The organism is Vibrio sp. 1457 (genome assembly GCF_033340195.1).
Lineage (GTDB): Bacteria > Pseudomonadota > Gammaproteobacteria > Enterobacterales > Vibrionaceae > Vibrio > Vibrio alginolyticus.
This window is the reverse complement of record NZ_JAWOWA010000011.1, coordinates 165,047-181,549: the sequence shown is the minus strand read 5'-3', so window position 1 is coordinate 181,549 and position 16,503 is coordinate 165,047. Positions and strand designations below refer to the sequence as shown.

The 16,503-nt window shown below is 44.3% G+C and carries 13 protein-coding genes, 1 rRNA gene and 1 other annotated feature; of the genes, 8 read left to right on the top strand and 6 right to left on the bottom strand.

Translation table 11 applies throughout. The features are described 5' to 3' along the window. The 4 genes from R7Z41_RS13830 to rluD all read right to left on the bottom strand — a co-directional run. Positions 1–360: ribosomal RNA gene (locus R7Z41_RS13830) — 16S ribosomal RNA — on the bottom strand; the annotation flags it as partial. Between the two features lie 506 nt (positions 361–866). Beyond that, positions 867–3,440 (bottom strand): ATP-dependent chaperone ClpB, encoded by a 2,574-nt coding sequence (clpB, locus tag R7Z41_RS13825; protein ID WP_005381873.1) that lies wholly within the window; start codon positions 3,438–3,440, stop codon positions 867–869. 144 nt (positions 3,441–3,584) lie between these two features. After that, on the bottom strand, positions 3,585–4,313 hold the full coding sequence (pgeF, locus tag R7Z41_RS13820; RefSeq protein WP_005381874.1) for a peptidoglycan editing factor PgeF: 729 nt from the start codon (positions 4,311–4,313) through the stop codon (positions 3,585–3,587). 1 nt (position 4,314) lies between these two features. Continuing rightward, on the bottom strand, positions 4,315–5,292 hold the full coding sequence (rluD, locus tag R7Z41_RS13815) for a 23S rRNA pseudouridine(1911/1915/1917) synthase RluD (protein WP_005381875.1): 978 nt from the start codon (positions 5,290–5,292) through the stop codon (positions 4,315–4,317). Positions 5,293–5,428: 136 nt separating this feature from the next. On the opposite strand from rluD, the gene bamD reads away from it, so the two are divergent. The 5 genes from bamD to yjjX all read left to right on the top strand — a co-directional run bounded on the left by bamD (position 5,429) and on the right by yjjX (position 10,418). Next, on the top strand, positions 5,429–6,157 hold the full coding sequence (gene bamD, locus R7Z41_RS13810) for an outer membrane protein assembly factor BamD (protein WP_005381876.1): 729 nt from the start codon (positions 5,429–5,431) through the stop codon (positions 6,155–6,157). A gap of 148 nt (positions 6,158–6,305) precedes the next feature. After that, positions 6,306–7,787, top strand: a complete 1,482-nt coding sequence (locus R7Z41_RS13805; RefSeq protein ID WP_313885532.1) for a lytic transglycosylase F — start codon at positions 6,306–6,308, stop codon at positions 7,785–7,787. A gap of 325 nt (positions 7,788–8,112) precedes the next feature. Further along, positions 8,113–8,439, top strand: a complete 327-nt coding sequence (gene hpf, locus R7Z41_RS13800; RefSeq protein ID WP_005381889.1) for a ribosome hibernation-promoting factor, HPF/YfiA family — start codon at positions 8,113–8,115, stop codon at positions 8,437–8,439. Between the two features lie 108 nt (positions 8,440–8,547). Then, positions 8,548–8,669 (top strand) — a sequence feature (Phe leader region). Between the two features lie 12 nt (positions 8,670–8,681). Next, a complete protein-coding gene (pheA, locus tag R7Z41_RS13795; RefSeq protein WP_017636154.1) occupies positions 8,682–9,860 on the top strand; it encodes a prephenate dehydratase in 1,179 nt (392 codons plus the stop codon). A gap of 24 nt (positions 9,861–9,884) precedes the next feature. Continuing rightward, entirely contained in the window at positions 9,885–10,418 is a 534-nt protein-coding gene (gene yjjX, locus R7Z41_RS13790; protein WP_206970469.1) for an inosine/xanthosine triphosphatase, read from the top strand. 112 nt (positions 10,419–10,530) lie between these two features. On the opposite strand, the gene trpR is transcribed toward yjjX, so the two are convergent. Together trpR and R7Z41_RS13780 are read right to left on the bottom strand one after the other, a co-directional pair. Beyond that, a complete protein-coding gene (gene trpR, locus R7Z41_RS13785; protein WP_005381892.1) occupies positions 10,531–10,839 on the bottom strand; it encodes a trp operon repressor in 309 nt (102 codons plus the stop codon). A 13-nt stretch (positions 10,840–10,852) separates the two neighbouring features. Next, positions 10,853–12,799 carry a transglycosylase SLT domain-containing protein gene (locus R7Z41_RS13780; protein ID WP_411913010.1) on the bottom strand — a complete coding sequence of 649 codons (1,947 nt, stop codon included), beginning with the start codon at positions 12,797–12,799 and terminating at the stop codon, positions 10,853–10,855. Between the two features lie 364 nt (positions 12,800–13,163). Here R7Z41_RS13780 and ettA point away from each other — a divergent pair, with 364 nt between their 5' ends. From ettA to R7Z41_RS13765, 3 genes are all read left to right on the top strand, one after another. Beyond that, entirely contained in the window at positions 13,164–14,831 is a 1,668-nt protein-coding gene (gene ettA / locus R7Z41_RS13775) for an energy-dependent translational throttle protein EttA (protein ID WP_005381894.1), read from the top strand. 230 nt (positions 14,832–15,061) lie between these two features. After that, complete coding sequence (locus R7Z41_RS13770; protein WP_065274196.1) at positions 15,062–15,421, top strand: PilZ domain-containing protein; 360 nt, start codon at positions 15,062–15,064, stop codon at positions 15,419–15,421. Between the two features lie 39 nt (positions 15,422–15,460). Further along, a complete protein-coding gene (locus tag R7Z41_RS13765; RefSeq protein ID WP_005381900.1) occupies positions 15,461–16,462 on the top strand; it encodes a M23 family metallopeptidase in 1,002 nt (333 codons plus the stop codon). Positions 16,463–16,503: the final 41 nt, after the last annotated feature.

The following is a 16,503-nucleotide window of genomic DNA, read 5'->3' as shown; positions in this document are numbered from 1 at the left end:
CTCCCGTAGGAGTCTGGACCGTGTCTCAGTTCCAGTGTGGCTGATCATCCTCTCAGACCAGCTAGGGATCGTCGCCTTGGTGAGCCCTTACCTCACCAACTAGCTAATCCCACCTAGGCATATCCTGACGCGAGAGGCCCGAAGGTCCCCCTCTTTGGCCCGTAGGCATCATGCGGTATTAGCCATCGTTTCCAATGGTTATCCCCCACATCAGGGCAATTTCCTAGGCATTACTCACCCGTCCGCCGCTCGACGCCGTTATCGTCCCCCGAAGGTTCAGATAACTCGTTTCCGCTCGACTTGCATGTGTTAGGCCTGCCGCCAGCGTTCAATCTGAGCCATGATCAAACTCTTCAATTTAAGATTTTGTTCGGCTCAATGAATACTGAACATTACATAAAGTAATGTTTGAATTGACTGTGCTGAATCCGAAGATTCAATGGTCACTTCGTATCATTGAAACCTAATTTGAAGCCTAAGCTTCTAATTGGATTATCATCAACGAGTGCCCACACAGATTGATAGGTCTATATTTTTAAAGAGCACACTTCGAAGTTCTCTTCAAAGTGGACGGCTATTTTAGCTAGATAACTTATCGTGTCAAACACTTTTTTAAGTTATTTATCTGCGAGTTAATTTTAACTCACTAACCGTAGTTGTTTAGGTTCCGCTTCACTTGCTTTCCCATGACAACGGAGGCGCATTATAGGGAGTTCATTAAAGAACACAAGTGCATTTTTTAAAAAAACTCACCTTTTTAGTTTATTCGTATAGAAAACAGACAAAAGACTCTAAAAAACTATAGAAAAGGGGCCAAACGGCCCCTTTAGTGTGATTTTTATCTCAATTTTACTGTATCCATACAATTATTGATGAGCACAAATTTGGTCATTAGTAACAATTAGCTGCACTGTCTTGTCTGGAACGATTTCACCAGAAAGAATTGATTTGGCTAACGGGTTCTCGACATTCTGCTGAATTGCACGTTTTAAAGGACGCGCACCATACACAGGATCGAAACCAACTTGAGCGATCAAGTCGAGTGCTTTGTCGGAAACTTCTAGTTGATAGCCTTTCTCCTCTAGTCGTTTCGCCAAACGTTCCAATTGAATAGAAGCAATGGACTTAATGTGCTCTTGACCAAGTGGATGGAACACCACGATTTCGTCAACACGGTTCAAGAACTCTGGGCGGAAGTGTTTGCTAACCACATCCATCACTTCACTCTTGATACCTTGATAGTCTAATGTTGCGAAATTCTCTTGGATACGAGATGAACCCAAGTTAGATGTCATGATCACAACCGTATTACGGAAGTCAACAGTACGACCTTGACCATCCGTTAAACGCCCATCATCGAGAACTTGCAGCAGAATGTTAAATACATCCGGATGCGCTTTCTCTACTTCGTCTAACAAAATTACCGAATACGGCTTGCGACGAACCGCTTCAGTTAAGTAACCACCCTCTTCATATCCGACATAGCCTGGAGGCGCACCCACCAATCTTGCCACTGAGTGTTTCTCCATGAACTCAGACATATCGATACGGACCATCGCATCTTCACTGTCGAACATAAAGCTCGCAAGTGTCTTACAAAGCTCTGTTTTACCCACACCAGTTGGACCTAAGAATAAGAAGGAGCCAATTGGTCGGTTTGGATCAGAAAGCCCAGCTCGACTACGACGAATGGCATTCGATACAACAGAGACCGCTTCGCTTTGCCCTACCACACGATTATGCAGCACGTCTTCCATACGAAGTAGTTTCTCTTTTTCCGCTTCTAGCATCTTGGATACCGGAATGCCGGTTTGCTTAGAAAGTACTTCTGCAATCTCGTTGTCGGTTACTTTATTACGCAATAGCGTCATTTCCTGCATTTCAGCTTGGGTTGCAAGATCTAACTGCTTCTCAAGTTCAGGAATACGACCATATTGAAGCTCCGACATACGGTTTAGATCGCCAGCACGGCGAGCAAACTCCATGTCCATACGAGCTTGTTCAAGCTCAGACTTAATATGTTGAGTGCCAGAAAGAGCTGCTTTTTCTGTATTCCAAACCTCTTCTAGTTCAGCGTACTCACGTTCTTTTTCATTGAGTTCTTCATTAAGCGCTTTCAAACGCTTTTCACTCGCTTCATCGTGCTCGTTACTTAGTGCTTGTTGCTCAATTTTGAGTTGGATGATTTTACGCTCAAGCTTATCCAAGGACTCTGGCTTAGAGTCAATTTGTAAACGAATGCTTGAAGCCGCTTCGTCAATCAAGTCAATCGCTTTATCCGGCAACTGACGGTCGGAGACATAGCGATGTGACAAACTCGCCGCAGCAACAATCGCTGGGTCGGTAATTTCGACGTGATGATGAAGCTCATAACGCTCCTTCAAGCCACGTAAAATCGCCACGGTATCCTCAACGGTCGGCTCATCCACCAGCACTTTTTGGAAACGACGTTCTAATGCTGCATCTTTTTCGATGTACTGACGATATTCATCCAATGTTGTTGCGCCAACACAGTGCAGCTCACCACGAGCTAATGCCGGTTTTAGCATGTTGCCCGCATCCATTGAGCCTTCACCTTTACCAGCACCGACCATAGTGTGTAGTTCATCAATGAAGAGGATGACGTTGCCTTCTTCTTTAGCAAGTTCATTCAATACTGATTTTAAACGCTCTTCAAATTCCCCACGGTATTTCGCGCCAGCAACCAGTGCGCCCATATCCAGTGATAGCACACGGCGACCACGCAGACCTTCAGGTACTTCATTGTTAACTATGCGCTGCGCTAAGCCTTCAACAATTGCTGTCTTACCTACGCCTGGTTCACCGATAATCACAGGGTTGTTTTTAGTACGACGCTGCAATACCTGGATAGTACGACGGATTTCATCATCACGGCCGATAACCGGATCCAATTTACCTTGCTCTGCACGTTCGGTAAGGTCTATGGTGAACTTTTCCAATGCTTGACGAAGCTCTTCTGCATTCGGATCATTGACCTTTTGACCACCTCTGATCTTTTCGATTGCCTGGCTGACTTTTTGCTCTGTTAAGCCGATCTCTTTGAGCAATTGCCCCAATGGTCCGCGATCTTCTAAAGCGGCAAGCAGGAAGACTTCAGACGAGATATAGGAGTCTTGACGCTTTTGCGCCACTTTGTCACACAGGTTAAACAATGTGCCCATCGAGCTAGAGAGCTGAACATCCCCACCGATGCCACTGACTTTTGGTAATCGATCTAACATTTCACTCAATTTAGAGCGTAAATGCGTTACGTCCACATCCAGCATAGTAAGCAATGGACGAATTGGACTGCCATTTTGATCAAGCAAAGCCACCATGAGGTGAACTGGCTCGATATATTGATGATCGCGCCCTAACGCTAGTGATTGAGCATCAGAGATAGCGATTTGAAACTTACTTGTGAATCGATCAAGACGCATATCTACCTTCCTAACCTCAACTAAAGGAAATTCTTTTGACAGTTAGAAAGATGGATACTCGGGTGGGGAATTTCAAGGGAGTGAATGAATAAAGATAGCTTTGCAAAAATAGTAGTATGCATCTTAGCACTTTGGTGCTTATAGCTAGTCTTCGATCCAAATAAAGGTTGCTTGTCGACCAGTCTTACCATCACGGCGATAAGAGTAAAAAGAGGCTTTATCTTGGTAAGTACAAAGTCCAGAATCAAACACTTGTGTCACACCAGCCCGGTTTAGACGTTGCGTTGCCAGCACCGACATGTCAGCAAACCATTTACCGTCGATATCGCGTGGAGCAAATGCTTGATTCGCCTGTGAATCAAAATCAACAAAAGCTTGCAGAACATCTTCACCCACTTCGAAGGCTTGAGGGCCAATGGCGGGGCCAAGCCACGCTATCACTTCACCAGAAAACAACGCTAACGCATTTTCGACAATGCCATTTGCTAAGCCGCGCCAACCTGCGTGAACAGCGGCTACTTGCGTACCTTGTGTATTAGTCAATAATACAGGTAAACAATCGGCGGTCATCGCTGAACAAACAACATGGCTTGAAGAAGTAAATACACCATCCGCATCAAGCACCTGTGTTGTTGGTTCATTTGCTTGAGCCACAACGGTTGAATGCGTTTGGTTTAACCAGATTGGCGCATTTGGCATGCTTGCCTGTTGCGCCAACCAAGCTCGGTTCTTCTCTACTAAAGACAAATCATCCCCAACGTGAGTACCTAAATTTAGCCCTTGGTAAGGGCCTGTCGAAAATCCGCCTATGCGTGTTGAGGCGAAAGCTTTGACATTTTTAGGCGCTGGCCAGTTCGGAATGATCGTCTTCATATTAGAATTCTTCCGGTAAGCCGTGCTCTTCTGTATCTTGACGAAGCGCTTCAGTCATCACAACCATGTCATCAGGCACTGGAGCATGAAACTCAAGAACTTCGCCCGTAATTGGGTGCTCAAAGCGCAGCATTACTGCGTGCAATGCTTGGCGATCGAAGCCCCGGATCATTGCCGTTAGCTCTTCAGACGCACCTGTCGGGATGCGAGCACGTCCACCATATGCAATATCACCGAGCAGCGGATGCTGAAGATAAGACATGTGCACACGAATCTGGTGCGTACGACCCGTTTCTAGACGCAAACGAATACGCGTGTGTTCGCGGAAGCGTTCAGCAACACGGTAGTGCGTTACTGCTGGTTTGCCCATTGGTGCCACCGCCATAAGCGTGCGCTTAGTAGAGTGACGACCAATAGGTTGATCCACTTTACCGCCCGCAGTCATACGACCAATAGCGATCGCTTCGTACTCACGAGTAATATTACGTTTTTGCAGTGCGCGAACCAGACGAGTTTGTGCAGGAACGGTTTTCGCCACCACCATCAAACCCGTTGTGTCTTTATCCAAACGGTGCACGATACCTGCACGAGGTACTTCTGCAATATCAGGGTAATGATGCAACAACGCATTAAGCACAGTGCCATCAGGCGTACCAGCGCCCGGATGAACCACAAAGTCACGAGGTTTGTTGATAACGATAATATCTTCATCTTCATAGACGATATCTAGCGGGATATCTTGCGCTTCCCAGCGTTCTTCATCTTCTAACTCGGCTTGCAATGTAATTTCCTCGCCACCCATTACTTTGGTACGAGGTTTAGTGACAACTTCACCATCAACTTGAACTTTCCCATCAAGCAGCCACTCTTTTAGGCGCGAGCGAGAGAAGTCCGCGAATAATTCGGCGATAGCTTGGTCTAAACGTTGACCTAACTGGCTATCTTTTACGGTATTTGTTAATACAATCTGCTGAGCCATATCGAACTTTTTTAAAAACTGTGAGACTAATGCTCACGACTGTGAAAAAATAGACTATTACGTCATTGTATCTGTTACTGGAAAGAAAGTAACGGCAGCTTAAGAAATATTTAGATTCAAGGAACAGACTCCTGATATGAAACGTCAGACTTTAACAGGCCTTTTAGCGGTATCCCTTCTGTTTGGATGTGCAAGCAAAGAAGAAATCGTTCCTGATGTGCCGCCTTCGGAACTGTATGCAGACGCACAGATTTCTCTTCAAAGTGGTAATTGGCTTTCTGCAATTGAGAAACTGGAAGCATTAGACTCACGTTACCCATTCGGTGCCTACTCAGAACAGGTGCAGCTTGACCTAATCTATGCGTACTACAAAAACGACGACCTTGCTTTGGGCTTGGCAACCATTTCTCGCTTTATGCGTTTAAACCCAACCCATGAAAAGATGGATTGGGTGCTGTACATGCGAGGTCTAAGCCACATGGCGCAAGATCGTAACTTTATGCATGATTTATTCAGCGTAGATCGAAGCGATCGCGATCCTGAACCGGTAAAAAAAGCGTTTGATGACTTCAAAAAACTGCTTCAACGCTACCCGAATAGCCCATATGCAGAAGATTCACAAAAACGTATGGTCGCGCTGAAAAACCGTCTAGCGAACTATGATTTAGCGACTGCTGACTTCTACCTTCGCCGTGAAGCTTGGGTCGCTGCTATTAATCGTAGCCAAGAGCTACAAAAAGCGTATCCAGACACAGAAGCTGCACGTAAGTCACTGACTATCCAGTTAGAGGCCTACAAGCAACTTGGTTTGGAAGACGCCGTAGCAAGAACTGAAAAGCTTATCGAGCTCAACCCTGTGAAGTAATTGAACTTGCTTTAAACTGAACCGCCACCGTTTTTACCGTGGCGGTTTTTTATTACTCTCAATAGTGTATTCAGCCCTTTCTTGATGATCTTCCTAGCTCCACATATGCTTAAAGTTCTCCTCCCCCCTTTATAAAAAGGATGTGAACGTGACGATATCTAAGCTTTGCGCAGTTATGCTGCTCCTATTGTCTGCTTCCGTTTGCGCACTGCAAATCTCGCCGCTCAAACAGCCTCCTTATACCGGGGACCTCGATGTCATCAAGGAGAAGAATGTACTGCGCGTCTTAGTTTCTGCTGATTTAGGCTTTTACTACATTGAGGGCGGCACACCAAAAGGCATAGGCGCGGAATTGCTGGCGCATTTCGAAAAAGACCTTCGTAAACTCAAACCAAAGCTTGACGTACAAATTATTCCTGTTGCCCGCGACCAGCTACTGCCAGCCTTAGAAAACGGTTCAGGAGACTTAGTTGTCGCCAACCTGACTATTACCGACACGCGCAAACAGAAAGTGGAGTTCAGTTCACCCATTCTCACTGACATTCAAGAGTGGGTAGTGACAAACAAAAGCACACCAACGATGACGAAAATCGAACAACTGAGCGGCAAAGAGATTTGGGTGCGCGCCAGCTCTAGCTACTTTGAAAGCATTCAGACACTAAATAAGAAACTAAACAAAAAAGGCTTACCGCCTGTTATCGTGCACTTTATTGAAGAAACACTTCAAGATTATGAGCTGGTCGGAATGCTCAACAATGGTTACGTCAGAGCCATTGTTCTCGATAGCCATAAAGCCAAGCTTTGGCTGAAAGTGATGGATGATATTCGGGTGCATAAAAAAATCCCTATCCGCAAAAATGGCAAAATTGCTTGGGCAATGCGAGAAAATAGTCCCAAATTAAAAGCCGTCGTGAATAAGTTCATCCAGAAGTCTCGCTCTGGGACACTACTCGGTAACGTTATTTACGGTAAATACATCGATAACACGGGATGGTTGAACAGAGCTCTTAACCCTAAGAAAATTGCTCAACTAGAAAAACTCGCGGCGCTATTTTCACGCTATGGTGAGAAATACGATATCGACTATTTACTGATCGCTGCAATCGCTTACAAGGAATCAGGATTTAATAACGACCTAGTTGGAAGCCGAGGTGCCGTTGGCATAATGCAAGTCCTACCCAGCACCGCTCAAGATCCGAATATCAATATCAAAAATGTTCGACAATTAGAAAACAACATTCATGCTGGAGTGAAATACTTAGCTTTTTTGCGTAAGCAGTACTTCAGTGATCCTGATATCACTGCACAAAATAAACTCTACTTTACATTGGCGGCTTACAATGCGGGCCCCGGTAATGTAGAGCGTATTCGTAAGCGTGCAGCCCAACAAGGTTACGATCCTAATGTTTGGTTTAATAACGTGGAAGTCGTTATGCGGAAAAGTTTAAGCTCAACGGTTGGGTACGTCACAAGCATTAATCGCTACTACATAATATACAAACAACTAGAAAGTTTGGACCAAGTCAAAAGTCTAGAAAGGGTTTCACTAGCCCCAAAAGACCCCATTTTCATGATACCGCTACGAAAAGTAAGCCAAATGCCAGACAGTAAAAAGCCGCTTGTACAGTAAGCGGCTTTTTAAATGGATTCATTGGAAAGACTCAGTGATCGTCATCACACCTTACGTGTAGTTAAATTTTAACCACCTCAAATATTAGGCCGTAAAACTTCCCTAAAAACGAGGCCGTTTTCAGCTGAGTACTCTATCCAATCTACGGATTTACTAACCGATAACAAGCAATTTCACGATAAATCTCAGAAGTTCTTGAGTGAGATCACATTCATTTTTCATCATAAAAAACCCAAGCAAAATAATGATCTGAATCACATTTTTTTATGCTTAAAGCGGTAATCTGAACTCAACCCATGAGGGATGCAACAGAGGAAAAACACTTATGACAATGAATATCACTGGCAAAAACATCGAAATCACCTCTGCAATCCGAGCTCATATTGAGAGCAAATTTAAAAAACTGGAGAAATGGCAAGTAGACCTAATTGGTTGCCAAGCAACTTTCAGTGAGGAACCAAACAAACAGAAGAAATTCGAAGCGGTTATCAAAGTTCCTAAAGGCCAGCTCATTGCCTCAGCAACTCACGAAGATCTTTACGCAGCTATCAACGAAGTGGAGCAAAAACTAGAACGACAATTGAACAAGCTGACCCACAAACCTGAAGCTCGACGTGCAAGTAAGCCTGAGCTAGTGGAAGAAGAAGAGTAAACTGAACATATTGAGGAAATAGCGCCGAAAGGCGCTATTTTTTTGCTTGACGCTCTCCCCAGCCTTGCTTATTGTGTTTAAACACTCATAAATTAAGCACTATTTATGCATTTAACCTCACTGTTTATTTTTGACTTCTTTTTCCTCCCATAGTTGGAGGGGCGAACTCGTTTGTGAAAGAAAAGTCAAAAACAAACAGAAAGCCTCCCAAATCGGGAGGCTTTTTTATAAGGAAAGAATTGATGACTGACCAACCTATTTCCCTCGAAGAAATTCGTTTACGCTTGAATGAGTTGGATGACCAACTTCTCAGCTTGTTGTCTGAGCGCCGTAAACTCAGCATTGAAGTAGCCAAAAGCAAAGTACAAACCTCAAAGCCTGTTCGCGACGCCGTCCGTGAACAGCAATTATTGGTCAAGCTGATTTCTAATGGCCAAGATAAATACGAACTTGACGCGCAGTACATCACCAAACTTTTCCATACCATCATTGAAGACTCAGTTCTGCTTCAACAAAGTTATCTGCAAAATCTCGTTAACCCACAGCAAAGCCGTAAGCCACTTGCTCGCGTCGCATTTTTAGGAGCCAAAGGCTCTTATTCGCACTTGGCAAGTCGCGAATACTTCAGTCGTAAAAATACGGAGCTTATCGAGCTCAACTGCGAGCACTTTAAAGAAGTGACTCAAACGGTTGAATCTGGCCATGCTGATTATGGCGTTCTGCCAATCGAAAACACCAGCTCAGGCTCTATTAATGAAGTGTATGACTTACTACAACACACGACGCTTTACATCGTTGGAGAGCTAACTCAACCAATCGAACACTGCTTGGTTGCGAAAAAAGACATTCGTCTGGAAGATATTAAAACGCTGTATTCTCACCCTCAGCCACACCAACAGTGCAGTGAGTTTTTAAGCCGTATGAAAGGAGTAAAGCTGGAGTCCTGCGCGAGCACAGCAGATGCAATGCAGAAAGTCCAAGAGATGGATCGTGATGATGTAGCTGCAATTGGTAATGCATCAAGCGGTAAGCTATATGGCTTGCAAGCAATTCAAGGCAACATCGCAAACCAAACCGAAAACCATACTCGCTTTATCGTGGTTGCTCGTAAACCGGTTGAAGTTTCTACTCAAATTCCAGCAAAAACCACATTGATCATGTCGACCTCCCAAGAGGCAGGCTCATTGGTTGAAACACTATTAGTGCTGCAACGTTACGGCATCAATATGACCAAGCTGGAATCACGCCCAATTATGGGGAACCCGTGGGAAGAGATGTTCTACGTAGACTTGACATCACATCTTGCTTCGACAGAAATGCAACAGGCACTTGAAGAGCTAACAAAAATCACTAAGCACTTGAAAGTATTAGGCTGTTACCCGAGTGAGAACGTAAAGCCTACGCAAGTAAAATTGAGTTAATAGACACCAGTGAGTAAAAAGATCATGGCAACCCAAAAAGTCGTAATCGCATCGCTAAACCCAGCCAAAATTAATGCAGTTCAAAGTGCATTTCGTAATGCATTTCCGCATCAAGAGTTCAACTTCGTTGGCATCAGTGTACCGAGTGAGGTCGCAGAGCAGCCCATGACGAATGAAGAAACTCATCGTGGTGCGCTAAACCGCGTTAAAAACGCAAAAGTAGAGATGCCAAACGCGGATTACTATGTCGGTCTCGAAGCGGGAATTGAAGCAAACGTGACGTTTGCTTGGATGGTGGTTGAATCAGAGACTCACCGCGGTGAATCTCGTTCTGCAAGCTTAATGTTGCCGCCAAAAGTCTTGGAAAAACTCAAGGATGCGAATGAATTGGGAGATGTAATGGACGAAGTGTTTGGTACTGATAATATCAAACAGAAAGGTGGCGCTATTAGCCTGCTAACCCAAAACCAGCTAACTCGAAGCTCGGTCTATCACCAAGCCTTGATTCTGGCTTTAATTCCATTCACAAACCCTGAACATTTTCCTTCAAATTTATAACACTCAGCCTAGTCTCTAGATACGCAAAAAAGGGCGGATATTTCCGCCCTTTGTAATACGTTATCTTAGTCACTTGTAACACCAAGGCCTAAAAGCAAATTGGATATACTGTCTACTTAGATACCGCAACTTGTTCTAACAAGACTTTCAACTTGTCTTTTTCTTCATCAGATTTCGACTTTAGTTCGTTAGAGCCACGAGTAATGGTGGCAATGCCCACACCAAGCATCTGACTGATCTGACGTTGAGATAATTCTCCTTTAAGAAGTTCGTTAATTATATTAACGCGTGATATTAATGACTCTCTCTCATCACGTGACATCAGCATAGTTAACAGCATGTCATCTTGCTGGGTGCCCATACTTGTTCGAATTAGCTCAATAATCTGTTGCCAGTCTTTGTACTCGGGTTCGTGCGACATCAAGTTACCTCACTCAATACTTGGTATTGATCTCATGTTGATTCAAGAACGCGCCATCGATACCCAAAAGATCACGATAGTATGTTTCAAACATCAAGATGTTTTGTACATAACCGCGCGTCTCTTTAAATGGAATTGCCTCAATAAAGGCATAAGCATCCACTTTTCCTTGGGTACGCTCTCGCCACGTTTTTACTCTGTTAGGACCTGCATTATAAGCAGCAAGAGCAAAAATACGATTATTATCGTAATCCTCTAATAAACCTTGCAAATAATGGCTACCAATTTCGATATTTTTTCCTACATTGTAGAGATCCTGCGTACCTTGATAACTCAACTTATATTTACGTGCCGTGTACTTCGCCGTCGCAGGCATAATCTGCATAAGACCACGAGCGCCGACTGGAGAGCGGGCTTCAACATCTAACGCACTTTCCTGTCGAGCGAGAGACATCATCGTGATGGGATCAATGTTGTGCTTTTTCGCATAAAAGTTAAACCACCAGCGGTGTGCTATTGGGAACCTAAGTTCGATATTATCCCACATCTGCGCCTGAATACTCGCGGTCACCGTTAGGTTATGCCAACGTTTAAATGATGCATAAGCCGCCAACATCGCCTTTTCATCTTTCCCTACGCGGCGCAGTAAGTGTGTCCATTCACTCTTCGCTGCTGCGATTTTATCCGTCGCGATCAACTCTTCGATACGAGCTAGCGAGTCTTGATAGGGTTGAACAACTTTCTTATCCAACTTAACCGTATGCGTTGGGTATTTGATTGATTGTCCGATTGCATTGGCGGCAGCCACACTGTAGAAGTTTCGTTGCCCAAGCAGAGTTGCTAAACGCTGTTTCCCCGCGATGTCATCACCTAACGCAATTTCACTTCTTCCAAGCCAATATTGCCAGCGTAGCGTAGCTTGCTCTTCTTTATTTAGAACAGCAATCCACTCTTGTACGCCTTTCCAATCTGCATTTTGAATCGCTAAGCGGATGCGCGTTTCAATCAACGGTAAGTACTGACTGGTTTTCGTTTTATCATCGCGCCATTTAGCTAATGACTCAGACTCCGTACGAGTCAATCGAAATGCAATATAGTCGGCAAGTTCTTGCGCTTTTTCTGGAGAAAACTTCTGTCCTTTAATGACGACATCATACGCACCTTGAGCTTGGCTAGAGTTCATTCGAGCCAACTTTTCTAACGCATATTCACTTTGCGCTCGATTAAAATCATTCGCAGGTTTTTTCTTCGCGAATTCCGCAACACTTGAAGGATTATCAAACAACGCTTTCATTTCTTTGGCTTGTTGCTTCGCCTGCGCGGATTTAGACAGTTTGAGCAAGTAACTCATCAAACCGCCATTACGAGCATCAAACGCCAGTAACATACGCTGTAGAATCAGTTCATCGGTACGCTCACCCGCCTTGTCCCATGCCGCAAATAATGGGTCACACTCATCAGCAATGCTGATGCCACGTAACCACATATGTTCAGCCCCTTTAAATGCCGCGACTTTCTTGCCTTGCTTTAACTGAGCGACGTAGAAAATACATTGGTAACGCTCACCACTAGGAATGACTTTTTGAAACTCAGTAATGGTTTTCCAATCTTTTTGCTTATAAAGATGATTGAGGTATGGAGCACGAACTCGACGAGAAAATGGAAAAGACTCGTGCTCAGAAATAAACTCGTTCACCTGTTGTGGTGACTTTTCCGGTAACTGTCTAATAAAAGTGCGGTAATCCACATAAGGCGTTAGTGGATAGTCAGAAATTTTAGGACGAATCGAAAGGTACCCGTCGATGTCATTTTTATCTAATAAATCTTGAGCTTGCTCATATACTTCGCGCTGCTTTTCCAAACTCAGCGCGGCATTAGCACTCAAACTCATAGCACACAACGCGGCGGCGCAGCATACGTTTTTAGCCAATTCAGATACGTTGAATCTCATTTGTGTCATTTTCCCCAGACATATACTGCCCTAAAGCCTAGTTTTGTTAGAGTTCATGTGATGTTAAGGCAATTTTCACACATGCATCTATTTACACAGAATGCAGATGTCCATGTAAAGCAACTTAGTGTATTAAAAATTGTACTCGTCAAACTTTTAAGACGATGGAGACAAAGCGTTTCTAACTCGCATAGAAAACACTTCGTCATTCTTAACGAATAACAAAAGTGTATACCCTAACCGTGTAAGTTTCCGGTCAGCTCAAAATAAGAAATCCATTCGTTAGGGAAATTCTTGCAATGCGGTAACAAAAACAAAGCACTTGGTATAAAATGATGGGTTTGAATGACAGTTAATTTAGGAACGATCGGCAATGGCTGAATACGTATATACCATGTCGCGGGTGAGCAAAATTGTGCCACCTAAGCGTCAAATTCTTAAAGACATCTCTCTGAGCTTCTTCCCTGGTGCGAAAATCGGTGTTTTAGGTCTGAACGGTGCAGGTAAATCCACACTGCTACGTATCATGGCAGGTATCGACACGGATATCGACGGTGAAGCGCGTCCACAACCTGGTCTAAACGTAGGTTACCTACCTCAGGAACCAGTATTAGACGAATCAAAAACCGTTCGTGAAGTTGTTGAAGAAGCGGTTGCTGACGTTGCTGACGCTCTGAAACGTTTGGACGCAGTCTACGCAGCATACGCTGAACCAGATGCAGACTTCGACGCACTTGCAAAAGAGCAAGGCGAGCTAGAAGCCCTTATCCAAGCGAAAGATGGTCATAACCTAGAAAATGCGCTTGAGCGTGCAGCAAACGCACTACGTTTACCTGAATGGGACCAAAAAATTGCGCACCTATCAGGTGGTGAACGCCGCCGTGTGGCTATTTGTCGCTTGCTACTTTCTAAGCCAGACATGCTATTGCTTGATGAACCTACCAACCACCTAGATGCAGAATCAGTTGCTTGGCTAGAGCGCTTCTTAGTGGATTACACAGGTACCGTAGTAGCCATCACCCACGACCGTTACTTCCTAGATAACGCTGCGGGCTGGATCTTAGAACTGGACCGTGGTGAAGGTATCCCATGGGAAGGTAACTACACCTCATGGCTGGAGCAAAAAGACGCTCGTCTACAACAAGAAGCCTCCCAAGAGAGTGCTCGCCAAAAGACTATCGAGAAAGAGCTTGAGTGGGTACGTAAAAACCCTAAAGGTCGTCAAGCGAAGTCAAAAGCACGTATGGCTCGCTTTGAAGAGCTACAAAGCTCTGATCACCAAAAACGTAATGAAACCAACGAACTGTTTATCCCACCTGGTGAGCGTCTAGGTGATAAGGTTATTGAAGTGAAGAACCTAACTAAGTCATTTGACGGTCGTGTTCTGATTGATGACCTGTCATTCAGCATCCCTAAAGGTGCGATTGTTGGTATTATCGGTGCGAACGGCGCAGGTAAATCGACGCTATTCAAGATGTTAAGTGGTACTGAACAACCAGACTCGGGCACAATTGAGATGGGCGATACAGTAAAACTGGCATCGGTCGATCAGTTCCGTGACAGCATGGACGATTCTAAAACCGTATTCCAAGAGATCTCTGAAGGTGCTGATATCATTAAGATCAACAACTTCGAAATCCCAGCTCGCGCATACTGTTCACGCTTTAACTTTAAAGGCAGTGACCAACAGAAGATTATTGGTGAACTATCGGGTGGTGAGCGTAACCGTGTCCACCTTGCGAAGCTGCTTAAAGCGGGCGGTAACGTGTTGCTACTCGACGAACCAACCAACGACCTTGACGTTGAAACACTGCGTGCTCTAGAAGAAGCATTACTAGAGTTCCCTGGTTGTGCAATGGTTATCTCGCACGACCGTTGGTTCCTTGACCGTATCGCAACCCACATCATTGACTACCGTGACGAAGGCCAAGTTAACTTCTACGAAGGTAACTACACAGAGTACATGGATTGGTTGAAGAAAACATTGGGTCCTGAAGCCGCAGAACCACACCGTATCAAATACAAGCGTATTGCGAAGTAATCGCAACCCACAAAGTTTGATTGTAATTTGTACAAAGGCCGCTATCATAGCGGCCTTTGTTTTCTTTGTTATAAAAAGAGCTCATTAGCCCGTCTCGTTCGTTAAGAACATGACATTGCACTTACGTCACTCTGTAGCGACTTCGACACTTTTCAAACAACAATCGAACATTTTTTGTTCGTATTGATATACTATTCAATTCTGTTTGACGACCTGACGAGAATATTCATATGACAGAGAGACGACGCTTTTCACGTATTCTCCATCAAGCTCCAGCTAAGATAGAACAACGTGACTTGGCAATTGAAGCTAGGATTCAAGATCTTTCCTTGCATGGTTTACTCATGAAAGTGGAAGAGACTGAGGCTTTGGATCCAACCCTTCCAGTCCATGTGACTTTTTCATTTGATCAATCCGAACAAGTGATTACGTTAAAAGCGCAAATTGTGAATGTCTCTAAGTGTGAGGTTAGGTTGAAGATCGCTAAGATAGACATCGAAAGCATTAGCCAACTAAAACGATTTATAGAATTGAATGTAGGCAATAACGACCTTCTGAATCGAGAGTTAGAGCACCTCTCTGGTTTTTAGGAGAAAAATAAATGAACGCCTATTTAAGTAACAATAACTATGTCTAAAAAAATCATCATGCAGATCCCGACGAAAGACGGCGATCAGCAGTTCTATTTGGGCCGCAGTTCGGTCCTAGCAGTATTTGCTTCAGTATTGGCATTACCCGCCGTCGTTGGTGGCGCGTGGTACCTTAATCAGCAGCAGATGCACAATAAAGACGAACTAACACAAATCATCGCCAAACTGGAAAGTGAAAAGGCCGAAGTGACGGCTCTTTACGAAGAGCAGCTTGATACCAATCATTCGCTTTCCCAATCTTTGACGGACAAAAACAATCAAATTCAGCTATTGGGCAAACGGGTATTCGACGTTGAATCGGTTTTAGGTCTCGCAGACGAAGAGTTGATGATCGATGAGAACAGCATGGGGTTAGAGGAGCGAATTGACGCAGCCGCTATCGATTCTGCTGTTCGCGCGACGATGTTCCGTTTGATACCAAATGACAGTCCAGTCACATACCAACGTATTTCTTCTTCTTACGGCAGTCGTATTAATCCGATTTCAGGTAAGAGGCATGTTCATACTGGTATCGATCTGACTTGTAAAAGAGGAGAAGAGATCCTGGCACCGGCTGACGGTGTGGTGGAAACCGTTCGCCCGAGCAATCGTGGTTATGGTAACTATGTCACCATTCGTCACTCATTTGGCTTTATGAGCTCCTTTGCTCATCTACAACGCTTCAAAGTGAAAAGCGGTCAGTTTGTTAGTAAAGGCGACATCATTGCTCAATGCGGTAACTCTGGCAACTCCACAGGGCCACACTTGCACTATGAAGTACGCTTCCTCGGACGAGCACTCAACCCTCAATACTTAATGGAGTGGACACCAGAAAACTTCAATGACGTCTTTGAAAAAGAGAAAAAAGTGAAATGGGGACCTTTGGTTCAATTGATTGATAACGTTGTACGCCTACAAGTCAATTTAACCAATTCACCCTATCGCGATACCAGTATCAACACAGTATCAAGTGAAGATACGAGTAATACTGCGACGAACTGATTTGTCCATCAACACGAAAAAGAGCAGCTTACGCTGCTCTT

Coding starts and splice junctions, on each gene's coding strand:
- clpB (WP_005381873.1), bottom strand. CDS start 3,440: ATGCGTCTTGATCGATTCACAAGTAAGTTTCAAATCGCTATCTCTGAT.
- pgeF (WP_005381874.1), bottom strand. CDS start 4,313: ATGAAGACGATCATTCCGAACTGGCCAGCGCCTAAAAATGTCAAAGCT.
- rluD (WP_005381875.1), bottom strand. CDS start 5,292: ATGGCTCAGCAGATTGTATTAACAAATACCGTAAAAGATAGCCAGTTA.
- bamD (WP_005381876.1), top strand. CDS start 5,429: ATGAAACGTCAGACTTTAACAGGCCTTTTAGCGGTATCCCTTCTGTTT.
- hpf (WP_005381889.1), top strand. CDS start 8,113: ATGACAATGAATATCACTGGCAAAAACATCGAAATCACCTCTGCAATC.
- pheA (WP_017636154.1), top strand. CDS start 8,682: ATGACTGACCAACCTATTTCCCTCGAAGAAATTCGTTTACGCTTGAAT.
- yjjX (WP_206970469.1), top strand. CDS start 9,885: ATGGCAACCCAAAAAGTCGTAATCGCATCGCTAAACCCAGCCAAAATT.
- trpR (WP_005381892.1), bottom strand. CDS start 10,839: ATGTCGCACGAACCCGAGTACAAAGACTGGCAACAGATTATTGAGCTA.
- R7Z41_RS13780 (WP_411913010.1), bottom strand. CDS start 12,799: ATGACACAAATGAGATTCAACGTATCTGAATTGGCTAAAAACGTATGC.
- ettA (WP_005381894.1), top strand. CDS start 13,164: ATGGCTGAATACGTATATACCATGTCGCGGGTGAGCAAAATTGTGCCA.
- R7Z41_RS13770 (WP_065274196.1), top strand. CDS start 15,062: ATGACAGAGAGACGACGCTTTTCACGTATTCTCCATCAAGCTCCAGCT.
- R7Z41_RS13765 (WP_005381900.1), top strand. CDS start 15,461: ATGTCTAAAAAAATCATCATGCAGATCCCGACGAAAGACGGCGATCAG.